This window comes from Aquamicrobium lusatiense (assembly GCF_014201615.1).
GTDB classification, from domain to species: domain Bacteria; phylum Pseudomonadota; class Alphaproteobacteria; order Rhizobiales; family Rhizobiaceae; genus Mesorhizobium; species Mesorhizobium lusatiense.
This window is the reverse complement of the sequence record NZ_JACHEU010000001.1, coordinates 2280784-2304695: the sequence shown is the minus strand read 5'-3', so window position 1 is coordinate 2304695 and position 23912 is coordinate 2280784. Positions and strand designations below refer to the sequence as shown.

The following is a 23912-nucleotide window of genomic DNA, read 5'->3' as shown; positions in this document are numbered from 1 at the left end:
GCGCCAACCGTTCCCTCCCTAGACGTAGCGAAACACCAGAATGGCGTAGACTACGGACAGAGCGAGAGCCCACCACAGGCCGGGGCCGACAAGCCCCAGCCACGCGAGATGGATGAATGCGCTGCCAAGCAGCGATATGAACAGGCGGTCGCCGCGCGTCGTCTCGAAACGCAGAACGCCCACACGCGGATTTCCACCCGGCGAAACATATTCCCAGACGCCCATGCTGAAGATCAGCAGAGCGATGACGATGAAGAAGGTGGCGGTCGGCCACGTCCACGCCATCCATGACATGTCGATGCCCATGATCAGACCCTCCCCAGGGCAAAGCCCTTGGCGATGTAGTTGCGGACAAACCAGATGACGAGCGCGCCGGGGATCAGCGTCAGTACGCCGGCGGCGGCGAGCAGCCCCCAGTCCATGCCGGCCGCCGAGACGGTGCGCGTCATGGTGGCGGCGATCGGCTTGGCGTCGGTGGTCGTCAGGGTGCGTGCGATCAGCAGTTCCACCCATGAGAACATGAAGCAGAAGAAGCAGGCCACACCGATGCCGGAGGCAATCAGCGGCATGAAGATCTTCACGAAGAAGCGCGGGAAGGAATAGCCGTCGATGTAGGCGGTTTCATCGATCTCCTTGGGCACGCCGGACATGAAGCCTTCGAGAATCCACACTGCCAGCGGCACGTTGAAGAGACAGTGCGCCAGCGCCACCGCGATGTGCGTGTCGATCAGGCCGAAGGCCGAATAAAGCTGGAAGAACGGCAGGGCGAACACTGCCGGCGGAGCCATACGGTTGGTCAGCAACCAGAAGAACAGATGCTTGTCGCCAAGGAAGCGGTAGCGAGAGAACGCATAGGCGGCAGGCAAGGCAACGGCAACCGAAATCACCATGTTTATAACCACATAGATGATCGAGTTGATGTAACCCGAATACCATGAGGGATCGGTGAATATGATCCGGTAATTGCGCAGCGTGGGCTCGTGCGGATAGAGCGTCAGCGACGATATGATCTCGTTGTTGGTCTTGAAGCTCATATTGATGAGCCAGTAGATCGGCAGCATCAGGAACACGATGTAGAGGGTGGGAACGACCCACCACCATTTCGATTCCTCGCCACGGCGCTTCATGAGGCGGGCGATCGCTTCCTGCGACATGCCGGAAGAAGCACTGCCTGCGCTGCGGGCAGTCGCCTGTTCGGTTCGTTCGTTGACACCAGCCATATCAGCGCTCCGCGTCATAGTTGGTCATGACGGTGTAGAACACCCACGACAGCAACAGCACGATCAGGAAGTAGACCAGCGACATCGCCGCTGCCGGCCCCAGATCGAACTGGCCAAGCGCCATCTTGACGAGATCGATGGACATGAATGTCGTCGAGTTGCCCGGCCCGCCACCGGTCACCACGAACGGTTCCGTGTAGATCATGAACGAGTCCATGAAGCGCAGCAGCACGGCGATGAGCAACACACGCTGCATCTTAGGCAACTGAATGTAGCGGAACACGGACCAGCGCGAGGCGCCGTCGATTTTCGCGGCTTGATAGAAGGCATCGGGAATGGAGACCAGACCGGCATAGCAGAGCAGCACGACAAGGCTGGTCCAATGCCACACATCCATGACGATCACGGTCATCCATGCATCGAACGGATCGCGCACATAATTGTAGTCGAAGCCCATCGAGTTGAGCGTGTAGCCAAGCAGTCCGATATCGGTGCGTCCAAACACCTGCCAGATGGTGCCGACGACGTTCCATGGAACCAGCAGCGGCAGCGCCATCAGCACAAGGCAGAGCGGCACGCCCCACCCTTTGCGCGGCATGTTGAGCGCAATGAAAATGCCGAGGGGCACCTCGATCGCGAGGATGATGAAGGAAAAGACGAGGTTGCGGCCCATGGCCGCCCAGAAACGGTCGGAATGCAGCAGTTCCTCGAACCATTCGGTTCCGGCCCAGAAGAACTGGTTGTTGCCGAACGTGTCCTGAACCGAATAGTTCACCACCGTCATCAGCGGAATGACCGCCGAGAAGGCCACCAGAACCAGCACCGGCAGCACCAGGAACCATGCCTTGTTGTTCCAGGTCTTTTCCATATCAGCCCCCCTTGCCGCGATGGCCGTTTTCGGCGCGCGCGCCGTCTGCCCGCGCCACGTCTGCCCGCCCCATCTCCACCCGCCATGAATCGGCATAGATGTTGATGCCGGCCGGATCGAACAGAACGTGGGGCTCGGCCGGGATCTCCGCATCCTCGCCGACGATAGCCGCGATGTCCTGACCTTCGAGCGTAGCGCGCAGCACCTTGTGGCGGCCCACATCATCGATACGGGTGACGGAAACCGGCATGCCCTCTCTGCCGACACGCACATATTCGGGGCGGATGCCCAGTTCGATCTTTCCGGGTCCGACGGACGGCGCGGCGGGCAGTTTAATAGTCTGGCTGCCCAGCCGGGCGGCATTGCCGTCGATTTCCGTGGCGAGGAAATTCATGCCCGGAGAGCCGATGAAATAGCCGACGAATGTGTGCTTTGGCCGCTCGAACAGTTCGGCCGGCGTGCCGATCTGCACGATCTGGCCGTCATACATGACGACCACGTGCTCGGCGAAGGTCAGGGCTTCGGTCTGGTCATGAGTCACATAGACCATGGTGTGGCCGAATCGGCGGTGAAGCTGCTTGAGCTGCGAGCGCAGCACCCATTTCATGTGCGGATCGATGACGGTCAGCGGCTCGTCGAACAGGATGGCGTTGACGTCGGAGCGCACCAGACCGCGACCCAGCGAAATCTTCTGTTTCTGGTCGGCTGTGAGCCCCCGCGCCTTGCGCTTTGCCCAGTCGGCCAGATCGATCATGGCCAGCGTCTCGCGCACCTTGCGGTCGACCTCGGGCTCGGACACGCCGCGATTGCGCAGCGGAAAGGCCAGATTGTCGTACACCGTCATGGTGTCGTAGATCACCGGAAACTGGAACACCTGAGCAATGTTGCGCTCCTGCGTCGACAGGTTGGTGATGTCCTTGCCATCGAACAGAAGCTTGCCGTGCGAGGGCTTCAACAACCCTGAAATGATGTTGAGCAGCGTGGTTTTTCCGCAGCCGGAAGGTCCCAGAAGCGCGTAGGCGCCGCCATCCTCGAAAGTGTGATGCACTTCGCGCAGCGCGAAATGCTCATCGCGCGTCGGGTTGGGCAGATATGAGTGGCGGATATGGTCGAGATCGATGCGTGCCATGTGTCCCGCTCCTATGCCGCCTGTCCGGCCACCGCGACCGACCGGCCGGCGGCGTCGAACACCATGATGTGGCGGGGATCGATGAAGACCTCGATCTCATCGTCCGGCTCAAACTGATGGATGCCATGGGCCAGCATTACCCAGCGCACATCGGCGAAATCCAGATGCACGAAGCTTTCCGAACCGGTGATCTCGGTAACGGAAACCCTGGCGCGAACCGGCACGGACGCTGCATCGACGCGCTCAAGCGACAGATGATGCGGCTGGAAGCCGATCGTATAGCTGCCGTCAGCAATGGATGCGATCTCCGGGGAGACCGGCAGGTTGATCGCGCCGTCGAGAATGAACGAAGCGCCCTTCTTCGGCAGCACGATGGTGTTGAGGGGCGGATCCGCGAATGTGCGCGCGGTCAGCAGATCGACCGGCTTGCGGAAGACTTCAACGGTCGACCCGAACTGGGTGATGCGCCCTTGCGAAAGCGTTGCCGTGTTGCCGCCCAGCAGCAATGCCTCATGCGGCTCAGTGGTCGCGTAAACGAAGATCGTGCCGGCTTCAGCGAAGATGCGCGGCAGTTCCAGCCGCAATTCCTCACGCAGCTTGTAGTCGAGATTGGCCAGCGGCTCATCCAGAAGCACAAGGCTGGCATTCTTGACGATGGCGCGCGCGAGCGCCGTGCGCTGCTGCTGCCCGCCGGAGAGATTGAGCGGCGTGCGATCGAGATAGGGCGTCAGCTTGAGCAGTTCGGCCGCACGGCGCACCTCGCGGTCGATCTTTGCCTTGTCGACACCAGCCACGCGCAGTGGCGAGGCGATGTTCTCATAGACCGTCATCGCCGGATAGTTGATGAACTGCTGGTAGACCATGGCAACGTTGCGCTTCTGCACGGGCGTTCCGGTCACATCCCTGCCGTCGAACCAGACGGAGCCGCTGCTCGGCACGTCGAGGCCCGCCATCAGGCGCATCAGGCTGCTCTTGCCCGAAAGGGTAGGACCAAGCAGCACGTTTAGTGATCCATGGTTCAGGGAAAGCGAGACATCCGCAATATGCGTTTCTCCACCCACCACCTTGGAAACATTTCGTAATTCCAGCACAGGCCCCTCCCCGCTATTCCGCCGCAGCCGATTCCCGGCGGCTCAGGCCCTTCATAAACTCATCCAGCGCAGCGGCTTCCTTCTGCGACAACCTCAGACCACGCTTGGTCCTGCGCCACAGTACATCTTCCGACGTCACCGCCCACTCATGATCGACAAGGTAACGCACTTCGGCTTCATAGAGATCGGCGCCGAAATTCCGGCCCAGTTCAGCGAGAGATTTCGCATCGCCCAGCAGAACACCGGCATTCGTGCCGTAAAGACGCACAAGCCGCCGTGCATGGTGAAGATCAAGGAAAGGATATGCCTTCCGCAACTTCTCCACTTCAGCCTCATAGCCGGTCGGTGGAAAATCACCGCCGGGCAGCGGCGCATCTGCCGTCCATGACCGACCTTTTTTGCCGAGGATGCCCTCGATCTTCTCAAGCATGGATTCCGCAAGGCGCCGATAAGTCGTGATCTTGCCGCCAAAAGCGTTGATGATCGGCCCGTCGCCCGGCTCGGTTCTCAGCACATAATCGCGCGTTGCTTCCTGCGCCTTCGACGCTCCATCATCGTAAAGCGGACGCACAGCGGAATAGGTCCATACGATATCGGAGCGCTGCACAGGCTCGACGAAATATTCGCTGGCCGCGGCGCAAAGATAATCGATCTCCGCATCGGTGATCTTCACATCATGCGGATCGCCCGCATAATCCTGGTCGGTCGTGCCGATCAGCGTAAATTCTTCCTCGTAGGGGATCGCGAAAATGATGCGCCCGTCCGCATTCTGGAAGAAATAGGCGCGCGGATCATCGAATTTTCTGCGCACGACAATATGACTGCCCTGCACGAGGCGCACATTGTGAGCGTTGTTGCGACCAAGCGCACGCGACAGCACCTGATCAACCCACGGACCTGCGGCATTGACAACCAGACGCGCCCTGACCTCGCGATGCTCCTCAGTCAGCCGGTCATGAAGAAGAATGCTCCAGATACCATCCTCGAAGCGGGCATCCTCCACCATGGTCCGGGTGTGGATTTCCGCACCCCGCGCCGCGGCATCGGTTGCATTCAGCACAACGAGGCGGGCATCGTTGACCCAGCCATCCGAATATTCAAAAGCTTTAGCGAAACCGGGCTTGAGTGGCTTGCCTGAAGGATCGCGACGCATGTCGAGCGTGCGCGTCGGCGGCAGCAGCTTTCGCCCGCCGATATAATCGTAGATGAACAGGCCGAGCCGCAGCATCCATGCAGGACGCAGACCTTTCGCATAGGGCAGGACGAAGCGCATCGGCCAGATGATGTGCGGCGCATTGCGCCACAGAACCTCGCGCTCCATGAGCGCTTCGCGCACCAGCCGGAACTCGTAATGTTCCAGATAGCGAAGGCCGCCATGAATGAGCTTGGTGGAGCCAGACGAGGTGCCGCTGGCCAGATCGTCCATTTCGGCAAGGAAAACCGAATATCCCCGGCCCACGGCGTCACGGGCGATACCGCAACCGTTGATGCCGCCGCCGACGACAAGAATGTCATAGACTGGGGAACTATCCACCAAATGCCTCCCATGGTTTCGCAGCGCAGCAAATTTGCCGGCATCCAAACCATAAGAGAATTATTACGAACTAAATACGAATGTCAAACGAAACATGACGAAAATCTGACAGTCATCCACCGGCTGCCGATGTCTCGATCAGCGTCACGCCTGCATCTGAGCAGATGCGCCGAACAGACTCGATCTCGCACCGGTCGGTGATCATGGTGTTGACCTGCGACAGGTGCCCGATGCGCACCGGAGCCGTGCGCTCGAACTTGGTCCTGTCGGAAACGAGGATGACATGGCGCGCATTGGCGATGATCGCCTGTGCCACCTTCACCTCGCGAAAATCGAAATCGAGCAGTGCCCCGTCATGATCGATCGCGGAGGCTCCGATTACTGCGTAATCGACCTTGAACTGGCGGATGAAATCGACCGCGGCCTCGCCGACGACACCGCCATCGGAGCCGCGCACAACGCCGCCCGCGATCACGACCTCAATCGAAGGGTAAACCCGCATCCTGTTGGCAACATTGATATTATTGGTAATGACCATCAGGCCGGAATGATCGAGAAGCGCCTTGCTGACCGCTTCCGTGGTGGTGCCGATGTTGATGAACAGGGAAGCATTGTCGGGAATGAGTTCCGCGGCGGCCTTCCCGATCGCATCCTTCTCGTCGGCCGCGATCTTGCGCCGCGCCTCATACTCCATGTTCTCGATGCCAGACGGAAACAGCGCGCCGCCGTGAATGCGGCTCAGCAGGCGCTGGTCACACAGGTCGTTGAGATCCTTGCGTATTGTCTGCGGCGTGACGGCAAAATGGGCGGCAAGATCATCGACCAGAACCCTGCCCCTGTCCTTGGCCATCTGGAGGATTTCGGCGTGGCGTGGCGGCAGATACATATCCGGCATGCTGCATGGCTCCGTTTTCGCTTTTTTCGCTTTTAAACGAAAACGAAAGCCGTGAATAGTGCAAACACTTCCCTTGCGGCATGCATAAGGCAGGTGCGCCTAGCCACCCTCAGGGGGGCTCGCTCACCGCAACTACCTAGAAGGCCCGGAAAGTCACCATCGTAAAAGTATCCTTGATGCCCGGAATGATCTGCACGCGCTGATTGACGAAGTGGCCGACATCCTCGTCATCATCGACATAGAACTTGGCGAGCAGGTCGAACTGGCCGGCAGTTGAGTAGATCTCGGAAGCGATCTCGGCATCCGCCAGCTCGCTGGCCACCTCATAGGATTTGCCGAGGTCGCATTTGATCTGCACGAAAAACGTCTTCATCGCCTGTCCAGTCCGCAATCGGTTATGTTGATGCTGTTGTCGCAGTTTGGCCGGCTGCTTTCAAGTTGTGCGGCGAAAGGCTTACAGGGCCGGGATGTCGCCCCTCGCCCAACCTTCCGAAATTGCGGCGGCACGCTCGACGAACTGTCCGGCCTCGATGGCGTCGCGAATATCCTGCATCAGGCGCTGGTAGTAGGCGAGGTTGTTCCAGGTCAGCAGCATCGCCCCCAGCGCTTCCTGCGAACGCACGAGATGATGGAGATAGGCCCGGGAATAGTCGCGCGCGGCGGGGCAATCGCTTTCCTCGTCCAGCGGACGGTGATCGTCGGCATGGCGGGCATTGCGCAGATTGACCTTGCCGCGACGCGTGTAAGCCAGCCCATGCCGCCCTGCCCGCGTCGGCATCACGCAGTCGAACATGTCGATGCCGCGTGCCACTGATTTCAGTATGTCGTCGGGCGTACCCACGCCCATCAGGTAGCGCGGCTTGTCGATGGGAAGTTCCGGACAGGTGATCTCAAGCATGTCCAGCATCACTGCCTGCGGCTCGCCCACGGCAAGACCGCCAACCGCGTAGCCTTTCAGGTCCATCGCCTTCAGCGCCTGTGCAGACCGCACCCGCAGTTCCGGATTGTCGCCGCCCTGCACTATGCCGAACATGGCCTTGCCCGGCTGGTCGCCGAATGCCGTCTTGCAGCGCTCCGCCCAGCGCAGCGACAGCTCCATGGCGCGCTCGATCTCGGCATGTTCGGCCGGCAGCGCCGTGCATTCGTCGAGCTGCATCTGAATGTCGGAATCGAGCAGCCCCTGTATTTCGATCGAGCGCTCGGGCGTCATCTCATAGGGTGCGCCGTCGATGTGCGAGCGGAAGGTGACGCCATGCTCGGTCAGCTTGCGCAGCTTCGACAGGGACATGACCTGAAAGCCGCCGGAATCGGTGAGAATGGGCCACGGCCACCGCGCCAGTTCATGCAGGCCACCAAGCCGGGCCACCCGCTCCGCGCCCGGCCGCAGCATGAGGTGGTAGGTGTTGCCAAGGATGATGTCGGCGCCTGTGCCGCGCACCTGATCCATATACATGGCCTTGACGGTTCCGCCGGTGCCTACAGGCATGAAAGCCGGAGTGCGCACCGTGCCGCGCGGCATCACAACCTCGCCTCGCCGCGCTTTGCCATCACTCGCGAGCACGCGAAAGGAAAAATTTTCCGTCATGTCTGCTGCCTGAAAAGAAGGCTGGAATCGCCATAGGAATAGAAGCGATAGCCGGTCGAAATCGCATGTTCGTAAGCGGCCCGCATCGTTTCCATTCCGGCAAAGGCCGAAACCAGCATGAACAGCGTGGAGCGCGGCAGATGGAAATTCGTCATCAGCATGTCTGCGGTGCGGAAGCGGTATCCGGGCGTGATGAAAATATCCGTGGCCCCGGACCATTCCTTCAGGGAGCCATCTTCCGCCGCCGCACTTTCCAGAAGACGCAACGAAGTCGTCCCGACCGCAACGATGCGGCTTCCACGCTCGCGGGCGGCATTGAGGGCAGCGGCAGTTTCAGCGGATACGACGCCGCTTTCGGCGTGCATCCTGTGCTGGTCTGTATCGTCCGCCTTGACTGGCAGGAAGGTGCCGGCCCCGACATGAAGCGTCACGAAGCGGCGTTCCACGCCCATGTCATCGAGTGCCGCAAACAGCTCCGGCGTGAAATGCAGGCCGGCGGTGGGAGCGGCGACCGCGCCTTCTTCCCTGGCATAGATGGTCTGGTAGTCGAGACGGTCGCGCTCGTCATCCGCGCGCTTCGAGGCGATGTAAGGCGGAAGCGGAATGTGTCCGACCGCATGCAGCGCCTCGTCGAGGAAGGGACCCGACACATCGAAAGACAGCAGCACTTCGCCGCCTTCCCGCTTTTCAACAACAGTGGCATCAAGCTGACCGAGGAAACAGGATGAGCCGTCGTGGCCGAAATGAATTCGGTCGCCTTCGGCTACCCGTTTGCCGGGCCGCATGAAAGCCAGCCACCGGTCGGGGCCGACGCGCATATGCAGCGTCGCGTCAACCAGCGCCGTTGCTTCGCCGCGCCGGCGCATGCCCTTCAGCTGTGCGGGGATAACTCTGGTGTCGTTGAACACCAGCACGTCGCCCGGCTGCAGCAACGAGGGCAGATCGCGCACGGAGAGATCTTCAAAAGGTTCGCCGGAGCGGACTTTCAGCAGCCTTGCGGAGTCGCGAGGCTCGGCCGGGCGCAACGCAATGTGCTCTTCAGGAAGATCGAAATCGAAAAGATCGACACGCATCAGAGATAGCGGACCATCACCGCTCCGACGATCAGGAGCCCCGCGCCGGCCAGCCGTCCGAGCGATATTTCGCGCACGGCAACGCCCAGAAATCCAACGCGGTCGATGACCATTCCTGCAATGAGCTGTCCGGTAATCAGAAAGGCGATCAGCGCTGCGGCACCGATGCGCGGAATAAGGAGAATGCTCGTCGTGACATAGACGGTGCCGAGCAAACCGCCCGCCACGAACAGCCACGCCTGCGGCTCGCGCCAGGTAATAGAGGTGCCCTGCGTGCGGGTCACGATGAAAGTCACCACACCAAGCACGATGGCCCCGGCAAGAAAGGAGATGGCAGCAGCAGCCAGCGGCGAGCCAAGCCCGCGCGCCAGTTCAGCATTGATGGGCGCCTGAATGGCGACGAAAGCGCCAGCCATCACGCCCAGCAGTGCCCACAATACAGCTGCCATCTCCATGGTCCCTTCAGCTTCAGGCTGCGACGTCGGCCGCGACCTTCAGCGAGACGATCTTGTCGGGGTTCTGCACCGGCTCACCGCGCTTGATCTTGTCGACGTTCTCCATGCCTTCGATCACCTGACCCCAGACCGTGTACTGCCGGTTGAGGAAGGAAGCGTCCTCAAAGCAGATGAAGAACTGCGAGTTGGCGGAATTCGGATTCTGGGCGCGGGCCATGGAGCAGGTGCCGCGACCGTGATTGGTGTTGGAGAATTCGGCCTTCAGGTCCGGCTTGTCCGAACCACCCATGCCGGCGCGGCCCGGGTTGAAATCCTTCGAGTCCGTCTTGCCGAACTTCACGTCGCCGGTCTGGGCCATGAAGCCATCGATGACGCGGTGGAAAACAACGCCATCATAAGCGCCTTCGCGGGCCAGTTCCTTGATGCGCCCGACATGGCCGGGGGCCAGATCGGGGAACAGTTCAATCACCACCTGTCCCTGCGTGGTTTCCATGATGAGCGCGTTTTCGCGGTCCTTGATCTCAGCCATGTTCAGAATTCCTCTTTTAAAATGATCAGTTGTCGGCCGCTATGCGGGCTTTGACGATGCGATCGGGACTGGCCACCGCACCATTCTGCGCGTTTGAGCCCTTCTTGATCTTGTCCACCAGGTCCATGCCGCTCTCGACCTTGCCGACAACGGTATAGTCGCCGTTCAGCGACGGAGCCGGTGCAAACATGATGAAGAACTGGGAATTCGCAGAGTTCGGGTTCTGCGCGCGGGCCATTCCGACCACGCCACGCTCGAACTTCTCGTTCGAGAACTCCGCCGGCAGGTCCGGAAGATCGGAGCCACCCGTGCCGACGGCACCCGGATTGAAGCCGTCTTCCATGTCGCCGTATTGCACATCGCCGGTCTGGGCCATGAAACCGTCAATGACCCGGTGGAAGGCCACATTGTCATACGCGCCGTCGCGCACCAGCTTCCGGATCTGCTCGACATGCTTTGGCGCGAGGTCCGGGCGCAGCCCGATGGTGACATCGCCATCCTTGAGTGTCAGGACAAGAGTGTCTTCAGGTTCGGCGGCCGTGACCGGGAGCGCGGCGACGGCAAGGCCGCCAACCACGATGGCAAAGGCCGCGAGCTTCTTGAGCATGATGGAATATCTCCAGCTATTTCGCGAATTTGGCGATCAGAGGTGAGACGACCGCAGCGGGCACGAACGGCTCGATATTACCGCCCATGGCAGCGATCTGCCGCACGAGTGTGGCGGTAATGGTTCGCACCGAAGGACTTGCCGGCAGAAAGATGGTCTGAAGATCAGGCGCCATGACTTCGTTCATGCCGGCCATCTGCATCTCGTAATCGAGATCCGTGCCGTCGCGCAGCCCGCGAATCATGATCGAGGCCCCCAGACGGCGCGCCGCCTCCACCACAAGCCCATCGAACGAAACGACGGAAATGCGCTCGCTGTCGCTGCCCAGTTCATGGCGTGCAACCGAGCTGATCAGATCGACGCGTTCTTCGAATGAGAACAGCGGCTTCTTGCCCGGATGAATGCCTATGGCGGCATAAACCTTATCGGCAATCGCAAGCGACGCTTTCAGCACGTCCAGATGGCCGTTGGTGAGCGGGTCGAAGGAACCGGCATAGATGGCGATACGTTCAGTCATGGCAGATTGCTTCTAGAGACAGCCGGAGCCGAACGCAACGCATTGGCTTCCTCAAATGGGTTTGGCGCACATGAATGCAGAATGAACAGGCATGTCAGAAGCCGTTCAAGGCGAATCGCCGAACTTAAGCAGAACAATCAGCATGAAACCAAAATCACAGTCACGCGTTGAGGTTACAGGAGACACGATCATGATTATTTACATGCTCGCAGCCGCCATGACTATCGCGATGCTGATAGCCACAGTTTTCGGACTGCATCAGGAAGCGGAACGCAACCGCTCACAACGCCGCTCTGCCGGCTTTCCGCTGCGCCCGCGCAATCCCTACCAGATGTAGGGAAGCGCAGGAGTTGTGCTGAACCGACATGAGTCGCTGCGGATCATTCCGCCTGCGGCTCACCGCCTTCAGAAATTTCCGGTCCTTCGGAAGTAGCAGGAATATCGCCGGCTGCGTCAGAACCTTCGCCGCCATTGACGGCATCAGTTTCGGCGTCGCCGTTTTCGTCCTCGTCAGATCCGGGTTCGGAAATCCGCTCGACGGAAACCACCTTCTCGCCTTCGGCGGTATTGAAGATGGTAACGCCCTTGGTGGCACGGCTGGCGAAGCGAATGCCGTGGACGGGGACGCGGATCACCGTACCGCCATCGGAAACCAGCATGATCTGGTCGTCATTACCCACAGGGAATGTCGCGACAAGCCGGCCGATTTCATCGACCTTCGAGACGTCGGTGGCACGAATGCCCTTGCCGCCACGATTGGTCAGCCGGAAATCGTAAGATGAAGAGCGCTTGCCATAGCCGAACTCCGTGACGGTGAGCACGAACTGTTCGTGCGCCTTCAGGAATTCATAGCGCTCGTCATCTATCTGCGCATCCTCGCCAACTTCCTCGTTGGTGAGCGCAATTTCCTCGTCGTCACCATTGCCGGACAACAGACGCCGCTCGACGGCAGCACGCTTGAGATAGGCGGCGCGCTCGGCCGGGCTTGCATCGACATGTTCGATGATCGTCATGGAAATGGCGCGATCGCCTTCCGCCATCGATATGCCGCGCACGCCGACCGAATTGCGGCCGGCAAAGACGCGCACATCCGAGACGGAGAAGCGGATGCACTGTCCCGACGCAACCGTCACCAGCACGTCGTCATTCTCGGTGCAGGTCTCGACCCCCAGAATTTCGTCGCCTTCATCCAGCTTCATGGCGATCTTGCCATTGCGCTTGACGTCAACAAAGTCGGACAGCTTGTTGCGGCGCACGGTGCCACGGGTAGTGGCGAACATCACATCCAGTTCACCCCAGCTTGCCTCATCCTCGGGCAGCGGCATGATGGTGGTGATGCGCTCGCCCTGCTGCAACGGCAGCATGTTGATGAGCGCCTTGCCGCGCGATTGCGGGCTGCCGATGGGTAGTCGCCACACCTTTTCCTTGTAGACGATGCCGCGTGACGAGAAGAAAAGCACCGGCGTGTGCGTGTTGGCCACGAACAGCCGGGTGACGAAATCCTCGTCCTTTGTCGACATCCCGGAGCGGCCCTTGCCGCCGCGACGCTGCGCCCGGTAAAGCGACAGCGGAACGCGCTTGATGTATCCGGAATGGCTGACGGTAACGACCATATCCTCACGCTGGATGAGGTCCTCGTCATCCATATCGGCGCCGCCATCGGCAAGCTCCGTCCGGCGCGGAACGCCGAACTCGTCACGAACGGCGATCAGCTCATCCTTGACGATCTGCTGGATACGGGCGCGCGAGGACAGAATGTCCAGATAGTCGCGGATTTCCTCACCGATGGTGTTCAGCTCGTCGGCGATCTCGTCACGTCCAAGCGCGGTGAGGCGCTGCAGCCGCAGTTCGAGAATGGCGCGCGCCTGTTCCTCGGAGAGGTTGTAGGTGCCGTCCTCGTTGATGCGGTGGCGCGGATCGTCGATCAGATGGATCAGCGATTCCACATCCGCCGCCGGCCAGCGGCGCTCCATCAGCTGCTCACGAGCTGTCTGCGGATCGGGTGCATGACGAATCAGCTTGATGACTTCATCGATATTGGCAACGGCAATCGCCAGACCGACCAGCACATGGGCCCGGTCGCGCGCCTTGCGCAGCAGATATTTCGTGCGGCGGCTGATCACCTCCTCGCGGAACGTAGCGAAGGCCTTCAGCATGTCGATGAGCGTCATGACCTCCGGCTTGCCGCCATTCAGAGCCACAACATTGGCGCCAAACGAGGTTTGCAGAGGCGTATAACGATAGAGCTGGTTGAGGATCACCTCGGCATTGGCGTCGCGCTTCAGCTCGACCACCACGCGATACCCCTGACGGTCGCTCTCGTCGCGAATATCGGAGATGCCCTCAATGCGCTTGTCGCGCACCAGTTCGGCCATCTTCTCGATCATCGAGGCCTTGTTCACCTGATAGGGAACCTCGGTGATGACGATGGCTTCGCGATCACCGCGCATGGGCTCGATATCGACCTTGCCGCGCATCACGATGGACCCGCGGCCGGTCGAATAGGCATTGTAGATGCCCGAACGGCCAAGGACGATGCCTCCCGTTGGGAAATCCGGACCGGGAATGATCTCCATCAGGTCCGTCAGATCGATGGCGGGATTGTCGATGACGGCGATGGCGCCGTTACAGACCTCGGCCAGATTGTGCGGCGGAATGTTCGTGGCCATGCCGACCGCGATACCGCCCGAGCCATTGACCAGCAGGTTCGGGAAACGAGCCGGAATGACGCGCGGTTCCTGACCGGAGGCGTCATAGGTATCCTGAAAATCGACAGTGTCCTTGTCGATATCCTCCAGAAGCTCGTGAGCGACCTTCGCAAGGCGCGCTTCGGTATAGCGCATGGCAGCCGGCGGATCGCCGTCGATGGAGCCGAAATTGCCCTGCCCGTCGATCAGCGGCACGCTCATCGACCAGTCCTGTGCCATGCGCACAAGGGCGTCGTAGATCGAGGCATCGCCATGCGGATGGTATTTACCCATCACGTCGGCCACCGGGCGGGCCGACTTCACATATTTGCGGTTCCAGTGGTAGCCGCTTTCATGGGACGCGTAGAGGATACGGCGATGGACGGGCTTGAGGCCGTCGCGAACGTCAGGCAGAGCGCGGCTGACGATCACGCTCATGGCGTAATCGAGATAGGAGCGCTGCATCTCCTCGACGATGGAAATCGGTTCGATGCCAGTCGGATCGCCGTCGGCACCGCGCGGTGTATCTTTGTCGGTCAAATCAGGTCACACATTCTGGGAATCATTCTTCCCTTATATAGGATCGACCCTCAATTCTCCAACAGTCAGCGATCTTTTCCAGAACTGATTTTCCACGTTATTTCAAATGGATATGGGTTTTTAGAGAAAATCGGCAAACCGGTTGCCTGCACGCGCGGAACCATCCGCCCGAATACGCCGCCCCGCCACTGGCGCCAGCGGCCGCGTTGCGTTAGCCTGAAACGACAGGGGACATGTGCCAATGCCGAATTTCGACAGCCTTTTCAATGCGTTCGTTACACTGCTTGTAACGATAGATCCGCCCGGACTGGCGCCGATATTCCTGGCTGTAACGAGCAACATGAACCGCGCCCAGCGCAAGCAGGTGTCAGTGCGTGCCAGCGTGATCGGCTTTGCCCTGCTGGCGCTTTTCGCAGTCGCGGGCTCTTCCATCCTCTCCGTCTTCGGCATCACGCTGGCGGCATTCCGCGTCGCCGGCGGATTCCTGCTTTTCTTCATTGCCTTCGAAATGGTTTTCGAGAAGCGCAACGACCGCAAGGAAAAGATTTCGGACGTTGCCATAACCCGCGATCACATCCACAATATAGCCGCCTTCCCGCTCGCCATTCCCCTGATCGCCGGCCCCGGCGCAATTTCCGCCACCGTGCTTCTGTCGGGCTCGTTTCAGGGCTTTGCCGGACAGGCAGCGCTTGTCGGCATCATCTTCCTGTGCCTTGCCGTCACCTATCTGGTGTTTCTTCTGGCTGAGCGCATCGACCGCATTCTGGGCGAAACCGGACGCTCGATCCTCACGCGCCTGCTGGGCGTCATTCTGGCGGCGCTGGCCGTGCAATTCGTGGCGGATGGCGTGAAAGCCCTCATCGCCGGCTGACAGGCCGGCTCAATCAAATCTTAACCCTCATTCCCGAGTTTCGGAAAATCATCCTTTCCGGAGAATCGTCATGAGCAGGTTTCTGATCATCGCCATCGCCGTTGCGTCGCTGTCAGGGTGCGGCTCCTCGCAGGCCATGCGCACAGCCAGCGGCGCTGCCATCGGTGCGGGTTCGGGCGCACTTGCAGGCGCCGCAGTCGGCGGAACCGGCGGAGCCGTTGTCGGCGGGCTTGGCGGCGCGGCACTTGGAGCCGTCATCGCCAGCAGCAACTGATACAGGGCTGCCCAAACGTAAGTCGCGCGATCGGTAAAATCGGTTCCTTCTGCTTGACCCTGATTTCCACGCGATGTTGAACTTGCCTGCATTGCATCACGAGCAGGAGCCAGCCATGCATCATCTTCCCCTCATCGCCGCTGCCGGGCTTGCCGCCTGTGTGGTCTCCGCGCCTGCACACGCCCAGCAGGCCCAGCCCCACATCACGCTTCCGCTCGAAGCCTCCGGTGAAGCGAGCATGAATACTGTTACCTACACATGCGGAGGCGAGACCCTTTCGGTCAGCTATGTGAATGCGGATCCGAACTTCCTCGCCATCCTGCCGGTCGAGGGAAAATCAACCGTCTTTGCCTCGGTGATAGCCGCTTCGGGAGCCCGCTACGCAGCAGGCCAGTATGAATGGTGGTCAAAGGGCGACGACGCCACATTGCGCGACCTGACTGCCGGTGAAGACGCAAAACCCGTTCTCGAATGCACTTCGGCTTCCGAATAGCAGAAAAGCATCGCAGGCATTTTTACCCGGAAAAAAACCGCCCCGTCGCAAAACGGGGCGGTTTCATTTTTGGAGGCAAGCTGATCAGTCGTTGGCGGACAGGTTGGTTCCCAGCGTGTCCTTGACGAATAGCAGGCCGACGATCAGCGACATCGCCGCAATCGCCACCGGGTACCAGAGGCCGAAGTAGATATCGCCCTTATAGGCACTCAGTGCAAACACGGTTGCCGGCAACAGGCCACCGAACCAGCCATTGCCGATGTGATAGGGCAACGACATGCCGGTGTAGCGGATGCGGGTCGGGAACATTTCGACCAGAATCGCGGCGATCGGCCCGTAAACCATCGTCACATAAAGGACGAGGATGAACAGGATGCCGATCGTCAGCGGCCAGTTCACCTTGTCGGGGTCGGCGTACATGGTGAACGCACCCGAGTTAGGAATGCTGTAGGCCGTTATCTCGGTGGCGCCGGCAGCTTCCTCCGCAGTGATCACCTTGTCGGTGATGGCCTGCGCGACCGGAATGGTCTTCTTGTCACCATTGCGCACGGCCGCCGCATCCAGATTAAGTTCAGGATTGGCTGCGACGAAGGCATCCAGTTTCTGGTCGGCCACCACGCTGGCTGCACGCCGCAGCGGATAACCGCCATCCTGCAGCGCGATGTTGACGCCCTTCTGGAAGGCCGTTTCCTTTGCCTTGGCATCGGCGCCGGCGGCAATGGCATCGAACGACCCGACCGTTTCATCACCGATCGTAACGGTGGCTGCCGTGCCCGGCGCGGCTGTCGCCACCACGTCATACGGCACCGAGTTGCGGGTGAGGAACGATGTGGCGATGTCGCAGGATGTGGTGAACTTGGCCGTGCCAACCGGATTGAACTGGAACCGGCAGTCGCCCGGCGCGGCGGTCACGGTTGCACGCATGTTCTGCTGAGCGGCCGCGAGCGTCGGGTTCGCCGCCCATGTCAGTGCCTTGAACAGCGGGAAGGTGGTGAGGATCGCCAGCACGAAGCCCGCCATGATGATCGGCTTGCGGCCGATCTTGTCGGAAAGCCAGCCGAACACAACGAAGAAGATCGAACCAACCGCGAGCGCAATCGCGATCATGATGTTCACCGACCACGCATCGACCTTCAGCACATTGGTGAGGAAGAACAGCGCGTAGAACTGGCCGTTGTACCAGACCACGGCCTGCCCGGCGGTGAGACCCAGCAGCGCCAGCAGCGCGATCTTGGCGTTTTTCCACTGGCCGAAAGCCTCAGAGAGCGGCGCCTTGGAGGTCTTGCCCTCAGCCTTCATGCGCTTGAAAGTCGGTGATTCCGAAAGCGACAGCCGGATCCATATGGACACGCCCAGCAGCAGGAAGGAGACGATGAACGGAATGCGCCAGCCCCATGCGGCATAGCTCTCGGCGCTCAGCGAGGCCTGCACCAGCAGGATCACGATCAGCGACAGGAAGAGACCGAGCGTTGCCGTGGTCTGGATCCACGAAGTGTAGAAGCCGCGCCGGTCGTCGGGCGCGTGCTCGGCGACATAGGTGGCGGCACCACCATATTCGCCGCCCAGCGCAAGGCCCTGAAGCATGCGCAGAACGATCAGGATGATCGGCGCGGCCATGCCCCAGCTCGCATATCCCGGCAGGATGCCGACCAGAAACGTCGAAAGCCCCATGATGATCATGGTGACGAGGAAGGTGTATTTGCGGCCGACGAGATCACCGAGGCGGCCGAACACCAGCGCGCCGAATGGGCGCACGAGAAAGCCGGCAGCGAAAGCGAGCAGAGCGAAAATGTTGCGGGTTGCTTCAGGGATAGCCGGGCTGAAGAAGGTAGAGCCGATGAACACGGCCAGAGACCCGTAAAGATAGAAATCGTACCATTCGAAGACGGTGCCGAGAGAAGAGGCAAAAATGACCTTCTTCTCCTCCCGGGTCATGCCGCGGCTCGAACCGCCGGCGGTTGATGCCATTGCCATTGGGGGTCCTCCTCTTTGCTGCCTCCCTGGCGACCCTCCTGTCGCCGGTAAGAGGCAAAAAGGCGCCGACTTCAGCCGTGCGCCATATGCAAAAAAGTGACAGAAAGCCGTGGCAAACGGCACCAGTGCTTTCGGATTATGACTTTGGTCTAATATAGCCGGCAAAGCGATGCCTGGCCGGTTTCGCGCGCCGCGTCATGCTGTGGCGGCAAGTTCCTGTCGCGAAAAAGTTTTCCGCTGCTCGATCAGCCGAGACTGTCGAGCAGCTTTACTGCGGCGACGAAATCATGATGCCGCTGTGCGCGTCGCGCCACGGCCTCGGCATCCTGCCCCCACTGGGCGATCTGCCAGTCTTCGTCGACATGGGCTGCCAGCCAGGCGGCTTCCGATTCGATCTCACTGGCTTCAACCGCCAGTGCCAGCAAGGCCGAACCGGTCAGCGATGTCATGACATGCAGGCCGGCCAGCCGAAAGGGATCATTGCGGCGCGCCAGCCATACGCCCAGCACCGCAATCGACTCGCGCGGCTGCTCGACATGCATGACGCCTTCGGCAAGATTGAAACGCGCGCCCACGCCCGTCTGAACCCAGTCGAGAACCGGATCCCAGTGTGTGTTCTGTCTTTCGACAAGGCTTTCCGGGCCTTCCGCGCGATAGCAAAGCATGTCCGTCGAGGCGAAGCGCAGAATATCCTCCAGCACCGCCTGCGGATCGGTGGCCACGCCATCAATCGCCGTGTTGACCAGCCTCAGGACCGGCATCTTCATCGGATCGATGACTTCGGTCTGCTCTTCGAATTCCTGCGCCACCAGCTTCGCCGCCGCCTCGGTCGGCAATGCGAGCAGGTTCTTGCCGGGCGTGCGCACAGGTTTGCCATCGAGATGAACGGCAAAGCGGTCTCCATCCTGCACAACGGCGGCCTGCTTGTAGAACCGCTTCGGCAAAGGGGTGCGCATCTGGATCTGGGCGCGTTTGACCGGATCGGGATCCGACAGCTGAATGCTGTTTTCAACGTCTTTCAGCACATCTCGCATATCCGGCTTCCCGCCCTTATCCGGTGAACCCATTACTCGTCCTCGGCATTCTGCTCGTCAAAGCCGAGCAAATTCCAGCTCTGGCGCATATGTTGCGGCATGGGCGCGGTCACATCGATCCGGCCGCCGTCGGGATGGGGAATCACGATGCGGCGAGCATGGAGGTGCAGGCGGTTCTGCATTCCACCGGGGAAATCCCAGTTGGTGTCAGCTTCGAAATATTTCGGATCGCCGATGATCGGGCAGCCGATATGGGCCGCATGCACACGCAGCTGGTGAGTGCGGCCCGTATAGGGCTCCATTTCCAGCCATGAGAGCGACTGCGCCGCCTGCTCGACGACACGGTAGAAGGACACGGCATGGTCGGAGCCCTTCTCGCCATGTTTGGCCACCCGCATACGGTCGCCATCCGGCGTCTGCTCCTTGATCAGCCACGTGGAGATCTTGTCCTCGCGCTTCGGCGGAACGCCCTTCACCAGTGCCCAATAAGTCTTCTTCGTCTCGCGATGACGGAACGATTCCGAAAGCTTCATCGCCGCCAACCGCGTGCGCGCCACCACGAGCACGCCGGACGTGTCGCGGTCGAGTCGATGGACGAGGCGCGGCTTCTCGCCCTTCTTGTTGCGCAGTGCTTCCAGCATGTCGTCGACATTGCGGGTCACGCCCGAACCGCCCTGCACGGCAAGGCCGGCCGGCTTGTTGAAGACATAGACCTTCGGGTCTTCATGCAGCAGCATGCGGGCCAGAACATCTCCGTCATCCTGATTGCGGATGGAATGGCCGGTCATGTGCTCGCTGGCCTTGCGGTCCACCTCAAGCGGCGGAATGCGGATGACATGGCCCGGCTCGACGCGCGTATCGGCCTTGGCGCGGCCGCCATTGACCCGAACCTGCCCGGAGCGCAGCAGTTTCTGCAGATGTCCGAAACCCAGCCCCGGATAGTGAGCCTTGAACCAGCGGTCGAGCCGCATGCCGGCCTCGCCGGCCTCAACCGTTATCTGTTCTACGCCTGCCATGAGCCTGTCCATTGATCCCGGCCGCCAGATAGCACCAAGCGCCAGCTTTTGCGAGCCGCTTGGGAAGATGGATCAACGATCTTTGGACAATTGGGAGGTTTCTTTCGCGACCGGCCACGTTGCGCTATGATGGCGAGCCTGCATTACAGCTTCCATTGCCAAGGCAAGCCACAAGTCTCGTAGCGGCCATTGGGTAGGCCGCTTTACAGATCTGGCCTTGGCAAAGAAAACTGAGGTAAGGAATTCAGGCAAACTAAGTTGGCCCTTTGCCTGATTGCATTCACGACAACTGGGAACAGTTACAAAACCGCCATCATGAGCGCGTGGTAAAATATGATCGCGCGTGGCGCCGGTTAGGGCCGGACTTGGCCCCTTACGCATCCGCATCTGCCGTCCACAATAAGCGCACCATTTGCGTCGCTCATCTTGCCACCAGTCCCCGGTCTTCCTCGCAATAAGGTCGACTGGATTTTTTAACGGTCTGGATGCGGCCTTCACCTTGCTCATGCAGAATCTATATGCCAGCAATTCTTTCGTTTTATCTAATCTGAGTTTCCTGATTTGCCGCGTTCCTTGCGCAGCTTCGCCCAGTATTCAAGGCGTTTCCTGATCTCGCGCTCGAAACCGCGTTCGGGCGGATCGTAAAACGTCTTGCGGCCCATCTTTTCCGGGAAATAGTCCTGCCCTGAAAAAGCGTCCGGCTCATCGTGGTCGTAGCGATAGCCGGCGCCGTAGCTTTCTTCCTTCATCAGCTTTGTCGGCGCATTCAGGATGTGCCTTGGCGGCAGCAGGGAACCGAACTCCTTCGCGGCACGCATCGATGCCTTGTAGGCGGTGTAGACCGCATTCGATTTCGGGGCGGTGGCGAGATAGACGCAGGCCTGCGCCAGCGCCAGTTCGCCCTCCGGCGAGCCCAGAAAATCATAGGCATCCTTGGCGGCGTTGCAGACCACCAGCGCCTGCGGGTCGGCGAGCCCGATGTCCTCCACGGCCATGCGCACCAGCCGGCGTCCCAGAAACAGCGGGTCCTCGCCGGCATCGAACATGCGGGCCAGATAATAGAGCGCCGCGTCCGGGTCTGAACCGCGCACGGACTTGTGCAGGGCCGAGATCAGGTTGTAATGCCCGTCCTGCCCCTTGTCATAGATCGGCGCGCGCCGCTGCACCACGTTCAGCAGGGTTTCCGCGTCGAACACCTCGCCCGGTCCCGCCGCCCGCCACACTTCCTCGGAAAGGGTGAGCGATGCGCGCCCGTCGCCGTCCGCCATGCGGATCAGCGCCGCCCTCGCCTCCTCATCCAGCGGCAACGGCTTGCCTTCGGTCTCCTCGGCACGCGAAAGCAGCTTTGCGATGCTGTCCTCGTCCAGCGAACGGAAGGTCAGCACGCGGGCACGCGAAAGCAGCGCCGCATTCAGCTCGAAGGACGGATTTTCCGTCGTCGCGCCGACGAGAATGACGGTGCCGTCCTCCATCACGGGCAGAAAGCTGTCCTGCTGGGCGCGGTTGAAGCGATGAATCTCGTCGACGAAGAGCAGGGTCTGGCGGCCGTTGGCACGGCGCAGGCGCGCCGCCTCGAACACTTTCTTGAGATCGGCAACGCCGGTGAAGATCGCTGAAATCTGCTCGAAGGCGAGGCTTGTCTCGCCTGCCAGCAGGCGGGCGACCGTGGTCTTGCCCGTTCCCGGAGGTCCCCAGAAGATCATGGAGCCCAGCGAGCCTGAGCGGATCATGCGCGACAATGCACCGTCCGGCCCGGTCAGATGCTCCTGCCCCACAACCTCGGCCAGCGTTTTCGGCCGCAAACGGTCAGCCAGCGGCTGGCCGGGCGGGGTTGCCTCGGGCGTTGCGGAACCGAACAGGTCAGCCATCAGCGCCGTCTCAGTACCGCAGCACCTGACGCATGAGCTGGCCGTTGCGCTCGATGGTAAACCGCCACCAGCGCGCGTTCTGCTGCGATGCGTCGGACAGCTTGCGCGCGCTGTCGATAGTCTGGCCGTTAACCTCGCGCACGATGTCGCCCGGCCTGAGGCCGAAATCGCCGGCCGGCGAATTGCGATCGACCTCGACGACAGCGACGCCCTTGGTATCCGCGTTCATGCCCAGACGCTGGGCGAGCCGCGGCGACAGTTCCGCCACCTTCGCGCCGGCGAAGGGGCTGCGACCGCGCAACTGCACCTGTGCCACCGACGCACCTTCCGGCGCACGCTGCAAGGCGATGTCGACCGTCTTTTCCTCACCCTTGCTCAGGACGCCGAGTTGCGATTGCGTACCGATCGGCTGCGTTGCCAGACGGTAGCCGAGCGCATCGACACCTTCGATGCGGGCGCCGTTGAAGCTCAGCACCACGTCGCCCGGCCGAAGCCCGGCCACTTCCGAGGGTCCCCCGGCCTCGACCGCGGAAACCAGAGCACCGTGCGGCGTTTCCATTCCGAGCGATTCCGCGATCTGGGGGGTGACCGCCTCGAAAGTCGCGCCGATATAGGGACGCTCGAAGAAATCGCGGCCGGCCTTAGCCGCCTCCACGAAAGCGCGCACCATGTTGGAGGGAATGGCGAAGCCGATGCCGATCGATCCGCCGCTACGGCTGTAGATCGCCGTGTTGATGCCCACGAGCTGGCCGCCCATGTTGATCAGGCCGCCACCGGAGTTACCCGGATTGATGGCCGCATCGGTCTGGATGAAGAAGCCGGAATCGGAAATGCCGATGTGGCTGCGCGCAAGCGCGGACACGATGCCGGAGGTCGTCGTCTGGCCGACGCCGAAAGGATTGCCGATGGCAAGCACGAGATCGCCGACCTGCAACGCGTCGGAATCGCCGATCGCGATCACCGGAAACGGCTTGTCGGAATCGATCTTCAAGACGGCGAGATCGAGCGACTCATCCTTGAGCAGCACCTTGCTCGAAAACTCGCGGCCATCGGACATGGCCACCTTCACCTCGTCCGCATCCTTGATCACATGGAAATTGGTGACGATGAAGCCGGCTTCATCGACGAGAACGCCGGAGCCGAGCGAGGACTGCGAGCGCGGCATGGAGCGGCCGAAGAACTGCTCGAAGAAGGGATCGCCATCGAAGGGCGAGCGCACGCGCGCGGTCTGCGAGGCATAAACATTGACCACGGCCGGCGCGGTCTGCCGGACCAGCGGCGCGTAGGACAGCTGCACTTCATCGCGGCCGAAAGGCACCCGGCGGTCGGGACCGCTGTTCTCGCTGCCGCCCGATCCCTGCAGAAGATCGGTCAGGACTTCCGAGAGCCCGGGAGACTCCTTCTTTTCCTGCGAAATCGCGTAAGGCACGGAAGGTGCGGCGAGAAGCAAAGACAGAGCGCCTATGAAAGCTAGGCTGAAGCGCTTGGCGACCATGGACGAATCCTCCGGGCAATATCACTGCTTATTGTGGTGATGATTGTGCTGAATGAAAGGCCTGATAAGCCTGAATTCCCGCCCCCTTCAAGGCATCTGGAAAAGATTTCCCGAAACCCGGCAATTCCCCGACCGTCCGGCACTTTCCGTTTCATTA

The 23912-nt window shown here is 60.8% G+C and carries 23 protein-coding genes and 1 pseudogene; 4 read left to right on the top strand and 20 right to left on the bottom strand.

What is annotated here, in order from left to right:
- Positions 1-18 precede the first annotated feature (18 nt).
- The 14 genes and pseudogenes from HNR59_RS11070 to coaD form a co-directional block, all read right to left on the bottom strand.
- On the bottom strand, positions 19-306 hold the full coding sequence (locus HNR59_RS11070; protein ID WP_183829884.1) for a DUF2160 domain-containing protein: 288 nt from the start codon (positions 304-306) through the stop codon (positions 19-21).
- 2 nt (positions 307-308) lie between these two features.
- Positions 309-1220, bottom strand: a complete 912-nt coding sequence (locus HNR59_RS11065; protein WP_183829880.1) for a carbohydrate ABC transporter permease — start codon at positions 1218-1220, stop codon at positions 309-311.
- A gap of 1 nt (position 1221) precedes the next feature.
- Positions 1222-2088: a carbohydrate ABC transporter permease gene (locus HNR59_RS11060; protein WP_183829877.1), complete on the bottom strand. Its 867-nt coding sequence runs from the start codon at positions 2086-2088 to the stop codon at positions 1222-1224.
- A 76-nt stretch (positions 2089-2164) separates the two neighbouring features.
- A pseudogene (locus tag HNR59_RS11055) lies at positions 2165-3217 on the bottom strand (ABC transporter ATP-binding protein); the annotation flags it as partial.
- A gap of 11 nt (positions 3218-3228) precedes the next feature.
- Positions 3229-4308 carry an ATP-binding cassette domain-containing protein gene (locus tag HNR59_RS11050; RefSeq protein ID WP_183829871.1) on the bottom strand — a complete coding sequence of 360 codons (1080 nt, stop codon included), beginning with the start codon at positions 4306-4308 and terminating at the stop codon, positions 3229-3231.
- Positions 4309-4321: 13 nt separating this feature from the next.
- Positions 4322-5842, bottom strand: a complete 1521-nt coding sequence (glpD, locus tag HNR59_RS11045; protein ID WP_183829867.1) for a glycerol-3-phosphate dehydrogenase — start codon at positions 5840-5842, stop codon at positions 4322-4324.
- A 112-nt stretch (positions 5843-5954) separates the two neighbouring features.
- The gene (locus tag HNR59_RS11040; protein WP_183831536.1) at positions 5955-6728 is read right to left on the bottom strand and encodes a DeoR/GlpR family DNA-binding transcription regulator; all 774 of its coding nucleotides are present in this window, start codon (positions 6726-6728) and stop codon (positions 5955-5957) included.
- Positions 6729-6873: 145 nt separating this feature from the next.
- On the bottom strand, positions 6874-7110 hold the full coding sequence (locus HNR59_RS11035; protein WP_183829864.1) for an Lrp/AsnC ligand binding domain-containing protein: 237 nt from the start codon (positions 7108-7110) through the stop codon (positions 6874-6876).
- 81 nt (positions 7111-7191) lie between these two features.
- The gene (gene tgt, locus HNR59_RS11030) at positions 7192-8322 is read right to left on the bottom strand and encodes a tRNA guanosine(34) transglycosylase Tgt (RefSeq protein WP_183829861.1); all 1131 of its coding nucleotides are present in this window, start codon (positions 8320-8322) and stop codon (positions 7192-7194) included.
- Positions 8319-9395 (bottom strand): tRNA preQ1(34) S-adenosylmethionine ribosyltransferase-isomerase QueA, encoded by a 1077-nt coding sequence (gene queA, locus HNR59_RS11025; protein ID WP_183829858.1) that lies wholly within the window; start codon positions 9393-9395, stop codon positions 8319-8321. Before queA ends, tgt begins: the two co-directional genes overlap by 4 nt.
- Positions 9395-9844, bottom strand: a complete 450-nt coding sequence (locus HNR59_RS11020; RefSeq protein ID WP_183829855.1) for a DMT family transporter — start codon at positions 9842-9844, stop codon at positions 9395-9397. Before HNR59_RS11020 ends, queA begins: the two co-directional genes overlap by 1 nt.
- Before the next feature lie 19 nt (positions 9845-9863).
- Positions 9864-10379 carry a peptidylprolyl isomerase gene (locus HNR59_RS11015; RefSeq protein ID WP_183829852.1) on the bottom strand — a complete coding sequence of 172 codons (516 nt, stop codon included), beginning with the start codon at positions 10377-10379 and terminating at the stop codon, positions 9864-9866.
- Positions 10380-10404: 25 nt separating this feature from the next.
- On the bottom strand, positions 10405-10986 hold the full coding sequence (locus HNR59_RS11010; RefSeq protein WP_183829849.1) for a peptidylprolyl isomerase: 582 nt from the start codon (positions 10984-10986) through the stop codon (positions 10405-10407).
- A 16-nt stretch (positions 10987-11002) separates the two neighbouring features.
- Complete coding sequence (gene coaD / locus HNR59_RS11005; RefSeq protein ID WP_183829846.1) at positions 11003-11503, bottom strand: pantetheine-phosphate adenylyltransferase; 501 nt, start codon at positions 11501-11503, stop codon at positions 11003-11005.
- 91 nt (positions 11504-11594) lie between these two features.
- On the opposite strand from coaD, the gene HNR59_RS11000 reads away from it, so the two are divergent.
- Positions 11595-11840, top strand: coding sequence for a hypothetical protein (locus HNR59_RS11000; protein WP_183831617.1), 246 nt, complete (start codon positions 11595-11597; stop codon positions 11838-11840).
- A gap of 43 nt (positions 11841-11883) precedes the next feature.
- On the opposite strand, the gene gyrA is transcribed toward HNR59_RS11000, so the two are convergent.
- Positions 11884-14730, bottom strand: coding sequence for a DNA gyrase subunit A (gene gyrA, locus HNR59_RS10995; protein ID WP_183829843.1), 2847 nt, complete (start codon positions 14728-14730; stop codon positions 11884-11886).
- 241 nt (positions 14731-14971) lie between these two features.
- Here gyrA and HNR59_RS10990 point away from each other — a divergent pair, with 241 nt between their 5' ends.
- The 3 genes from HNR59_RS10990 to HNR59_RS10980 all read left to right on the top strand — a co-directional run bounded on the left by HNR59_RS10990 (position 14972) and on the right by HNR59_RS10980 (position 16368).
- A complete protein-coding gene (locus tag HNR59_RS10990; RefSeq protein ID WP_183829840.1) occupies positions 14972-15601 on the top strand; it encodes a MarC family protein in 630 nt (209 codons plus the stop codon).
- Positions 15602-15671: 70 nt separating this feature from the next.
- On the top strand, positions 15672-15875 hold the full coding sequence (locus HNR59_RS10985; RefSeq protein WP_183829837.1) for an osmotically-inducible lipoprotein B: 204 nt from the start codon (positions 15672-15674) through the stop codon (positions 15873-15875).
- 115 nt (positions 15876-15990) lie between these two features.
- Positions 15991-16368, top strand: a complete 378-nt coding sequence (locus HNR59_RS10980; protein ID WP_183829834.1) for an MliC family protein — start codon at positions 15991-15993, stop codon at positions 16366-16368.
- 84 nt (positions 16369-16452) lie between these two features.
- Here the strand turns inward: HNR59_RS10980 and HNR59_RS10975 are convergent, their stop codons facing one another.
- The 5 genes from HNR59_RS10975 to HNR59_RS10955 all read right to left on the bottom strand — a co-directional run bounded on the left by HNR59_RS10975 (position 16453) and on the right by HNR59_RS10955 (position 23755).
- On the bottom strand, positions 16453-18342 hold the full coding sequence (locus HNR59_RS10975) for an MFS transporter (RefSeq protein WP_183829831.1): 1890 nt from the start codon (positions 18340-18342) through the stop codon (positions 16453-16455).
- A 245-nt stretch (positions 18343-18587) separates the two neighbouring features.
- Positions 18588-19376 carry an ATP12 family chaperone protein gene (locus tag HNR59_RS10970; protein WP_183831534.1) on the bottom strand — a complete coding sequence of 263 codons (789 nt, stop codon included), beginning with the start codon at positions 19374-19376 and terminating at the stop codon, positions 18588-18590.
- A gap of 32 nt (positions 19377-19408) precedes the next feature.
- On the bottom strand, positions 19409-20392 hold the full coding sequence (locus HNR59_RS10965; RefSeq protein ID WP_183829828.1) for an RluA family pseudouridine synthase: 984 nt from the start codon (positions 20390-20392) through the stop codon (positions 19409-19411).
- Between the two features lie 542 nt (positions 20393-20934).
- Positions 20935-22260 (bottom strand): replication-associated recombination protein A, encoded by a 1326-nt coding sequence (locus HNR59_RS10960; protein ID WP_183829825.1) that lies wholly within the window; start codon positions 22258-22260, stop codon positions 20935-20937.
- 10 nt (positions 22261-22270) lie between these two features.
- Positions 22271-23755: a DegQ family serine endoprotease gene (locus HNR59_RS10955; protein WP_183829822.1), complete on the bottom strand. Its 1485-nt coding sequence runs from the start codon at positions 23753-23755 to the stop codon at positions 22271-22273.
- Positions 23756-23912 lie beyond the last annotated feature (157 nt).

Excerpts from the sequence above, each read along its gene's own strand:
- HNR59_RS11070 (WP_183829884.1), bottom strand. The coding sequence starts at position 306 with ATGGGCATCGACATGTCATGGATGGCGTGGACGTGGCCGACCGCCACC.
- HNR59_RS11065 (WP_183829880.1), bottom strand. The coding sequence starts at position 1,220 with ATGGCTGGTGTCAACGAACGAACCGAACAGGCGACTGCCCGCAGCGCA.
- HNR59_RS11060 (WP_183829877.1), bottom strand. The coding sequence starts at position 2,088 with ATGGAAAAGACCTGGAACAACAAGGCATGGTTCCTGGTGCTGCCGGTG.
- HNR59_RS11040 (WP_183831536.1), bottom strand. The coding sequence starts at position 6,728 with ATGTATCTGCCGCCACGCCACGCCGAAATCCTCCAGATGGCCAAGGAC.
- HNR59_RS11035 (WP_183829864.1), bottom strand. The coding sequence starts at position 7,110 with ATGAAGACGTTTTTCGTGCAGATCAAATGCGACCTCGGCAAATCCTAT.
- tgt (WP_183829861.1), bottom strand. The coding sequence starts at position 8,322 with ATGACGGAAAATTTTTCCTTTCGCGTGCTCGCGAGTGATGGCAAAGCG.
- queA (WP_183829858.1), bottom strand. The coding sequence starts at position 9,395 with ATGCGTGTCGATCTTTTCGATTTCGATCTTCCTGAAGAGCACATTGCG.
- HNR59_RS11020 (WP_183829855.1), bottom strand. The coding sequence starts at position 9,844 with ATGGCAGCTGTATTGTGGGCACTGCTGGGCGTGATGGCTGGCGCTTTC.
- HNR59_RS11015 (WP_183829852.1), bottom strand. The coding sequence starts at position 10,379 with ATGGCTGAGATCAAGGACCGCGAAAACGCGCTCATCATGGAAACCACG.
- HNR59_RS11010 (WP_183829849.1), bottom strand. The coding sequence starts at position 10,986 with ATGCTCAAGAAGCTCGCGGCCTTTGCCATCGTGGTTGGCGGCCTTGCC.
- coaD (WP_183829846.1), bottom strand. The coding sequence starts at position 11,503 with ATGACTGAACGTATCGCCATCTATGCCGGTTCCTTCGACCCGCTCACC.
- HNR59_RS11000 (WP_183831617.1), top strand. The coding sequence starts at position 11,595 with ATGTCAGAAGCCGTTCAAGGCGAATCGCCGAACTTAAGCAGAACAATC.
- HNR59_RS10990 (WP_183829840.1), top strand. The coding sequence starts at position 14,972 with ATGCCGAATTTCGACAGCCTTTTCAATGCGTTCGTTACACTGCTTGTA.
- HNR59_RS10985 (WP_183829837.1), top strand. The coding sequence starts at position 15,672 with ATGAGCAGGTTTCTGATCATCGCCATCGCCGTTGCGTCGCTGTCAGGG.
- HNR59_RS10980 (WP_183829834.1), top strand. The coding sequence starts at position 15,991 with ATGCATCATCTTCCCCTCATCGCCGCTGCCGGGCTTGCCGCCTGTGTG.
- HNR59_RS10975 (WP_183829831.1), bottom strand. The coding sequence starts at position 18,342 with ATGGCAATGGCATCAACCGCCGGCGGTTCGAGCCGCGGCATGACCCGG.
- HNR59_RS10970 (WP_183831534.1), bottom strand. The coding sequence starts at position 19,376 with ATGCGAGATGTGCTGAAAGACGTTGAAAACAGCATTCAGCTGTCGGAT.
- HNR59_RS10965 (WP_183829828.1), bottom strand. The coding sequence starts at position 20,392 with ATGGCAGGCGTAGAACAGATAACGGTTGAGGCCGGCGAGGCCGGCATG.
- HNR59_RS10960 (WP_183829825.1), bottom strand. The coding sequence starts at position 22,260 with ATGGCTGACCTGTTCGGTTCCGCAACGCCCGAGGCAACCCCGCCCGGC.
- HNR59_RS10955 (WP_183829822.1), bottom strand. The coding sequence starts at position 23,755 with ATGGTCGCCAAGCGCTTCAGCCTAGCTTTCATAGGCGCTCTGTCTTTG.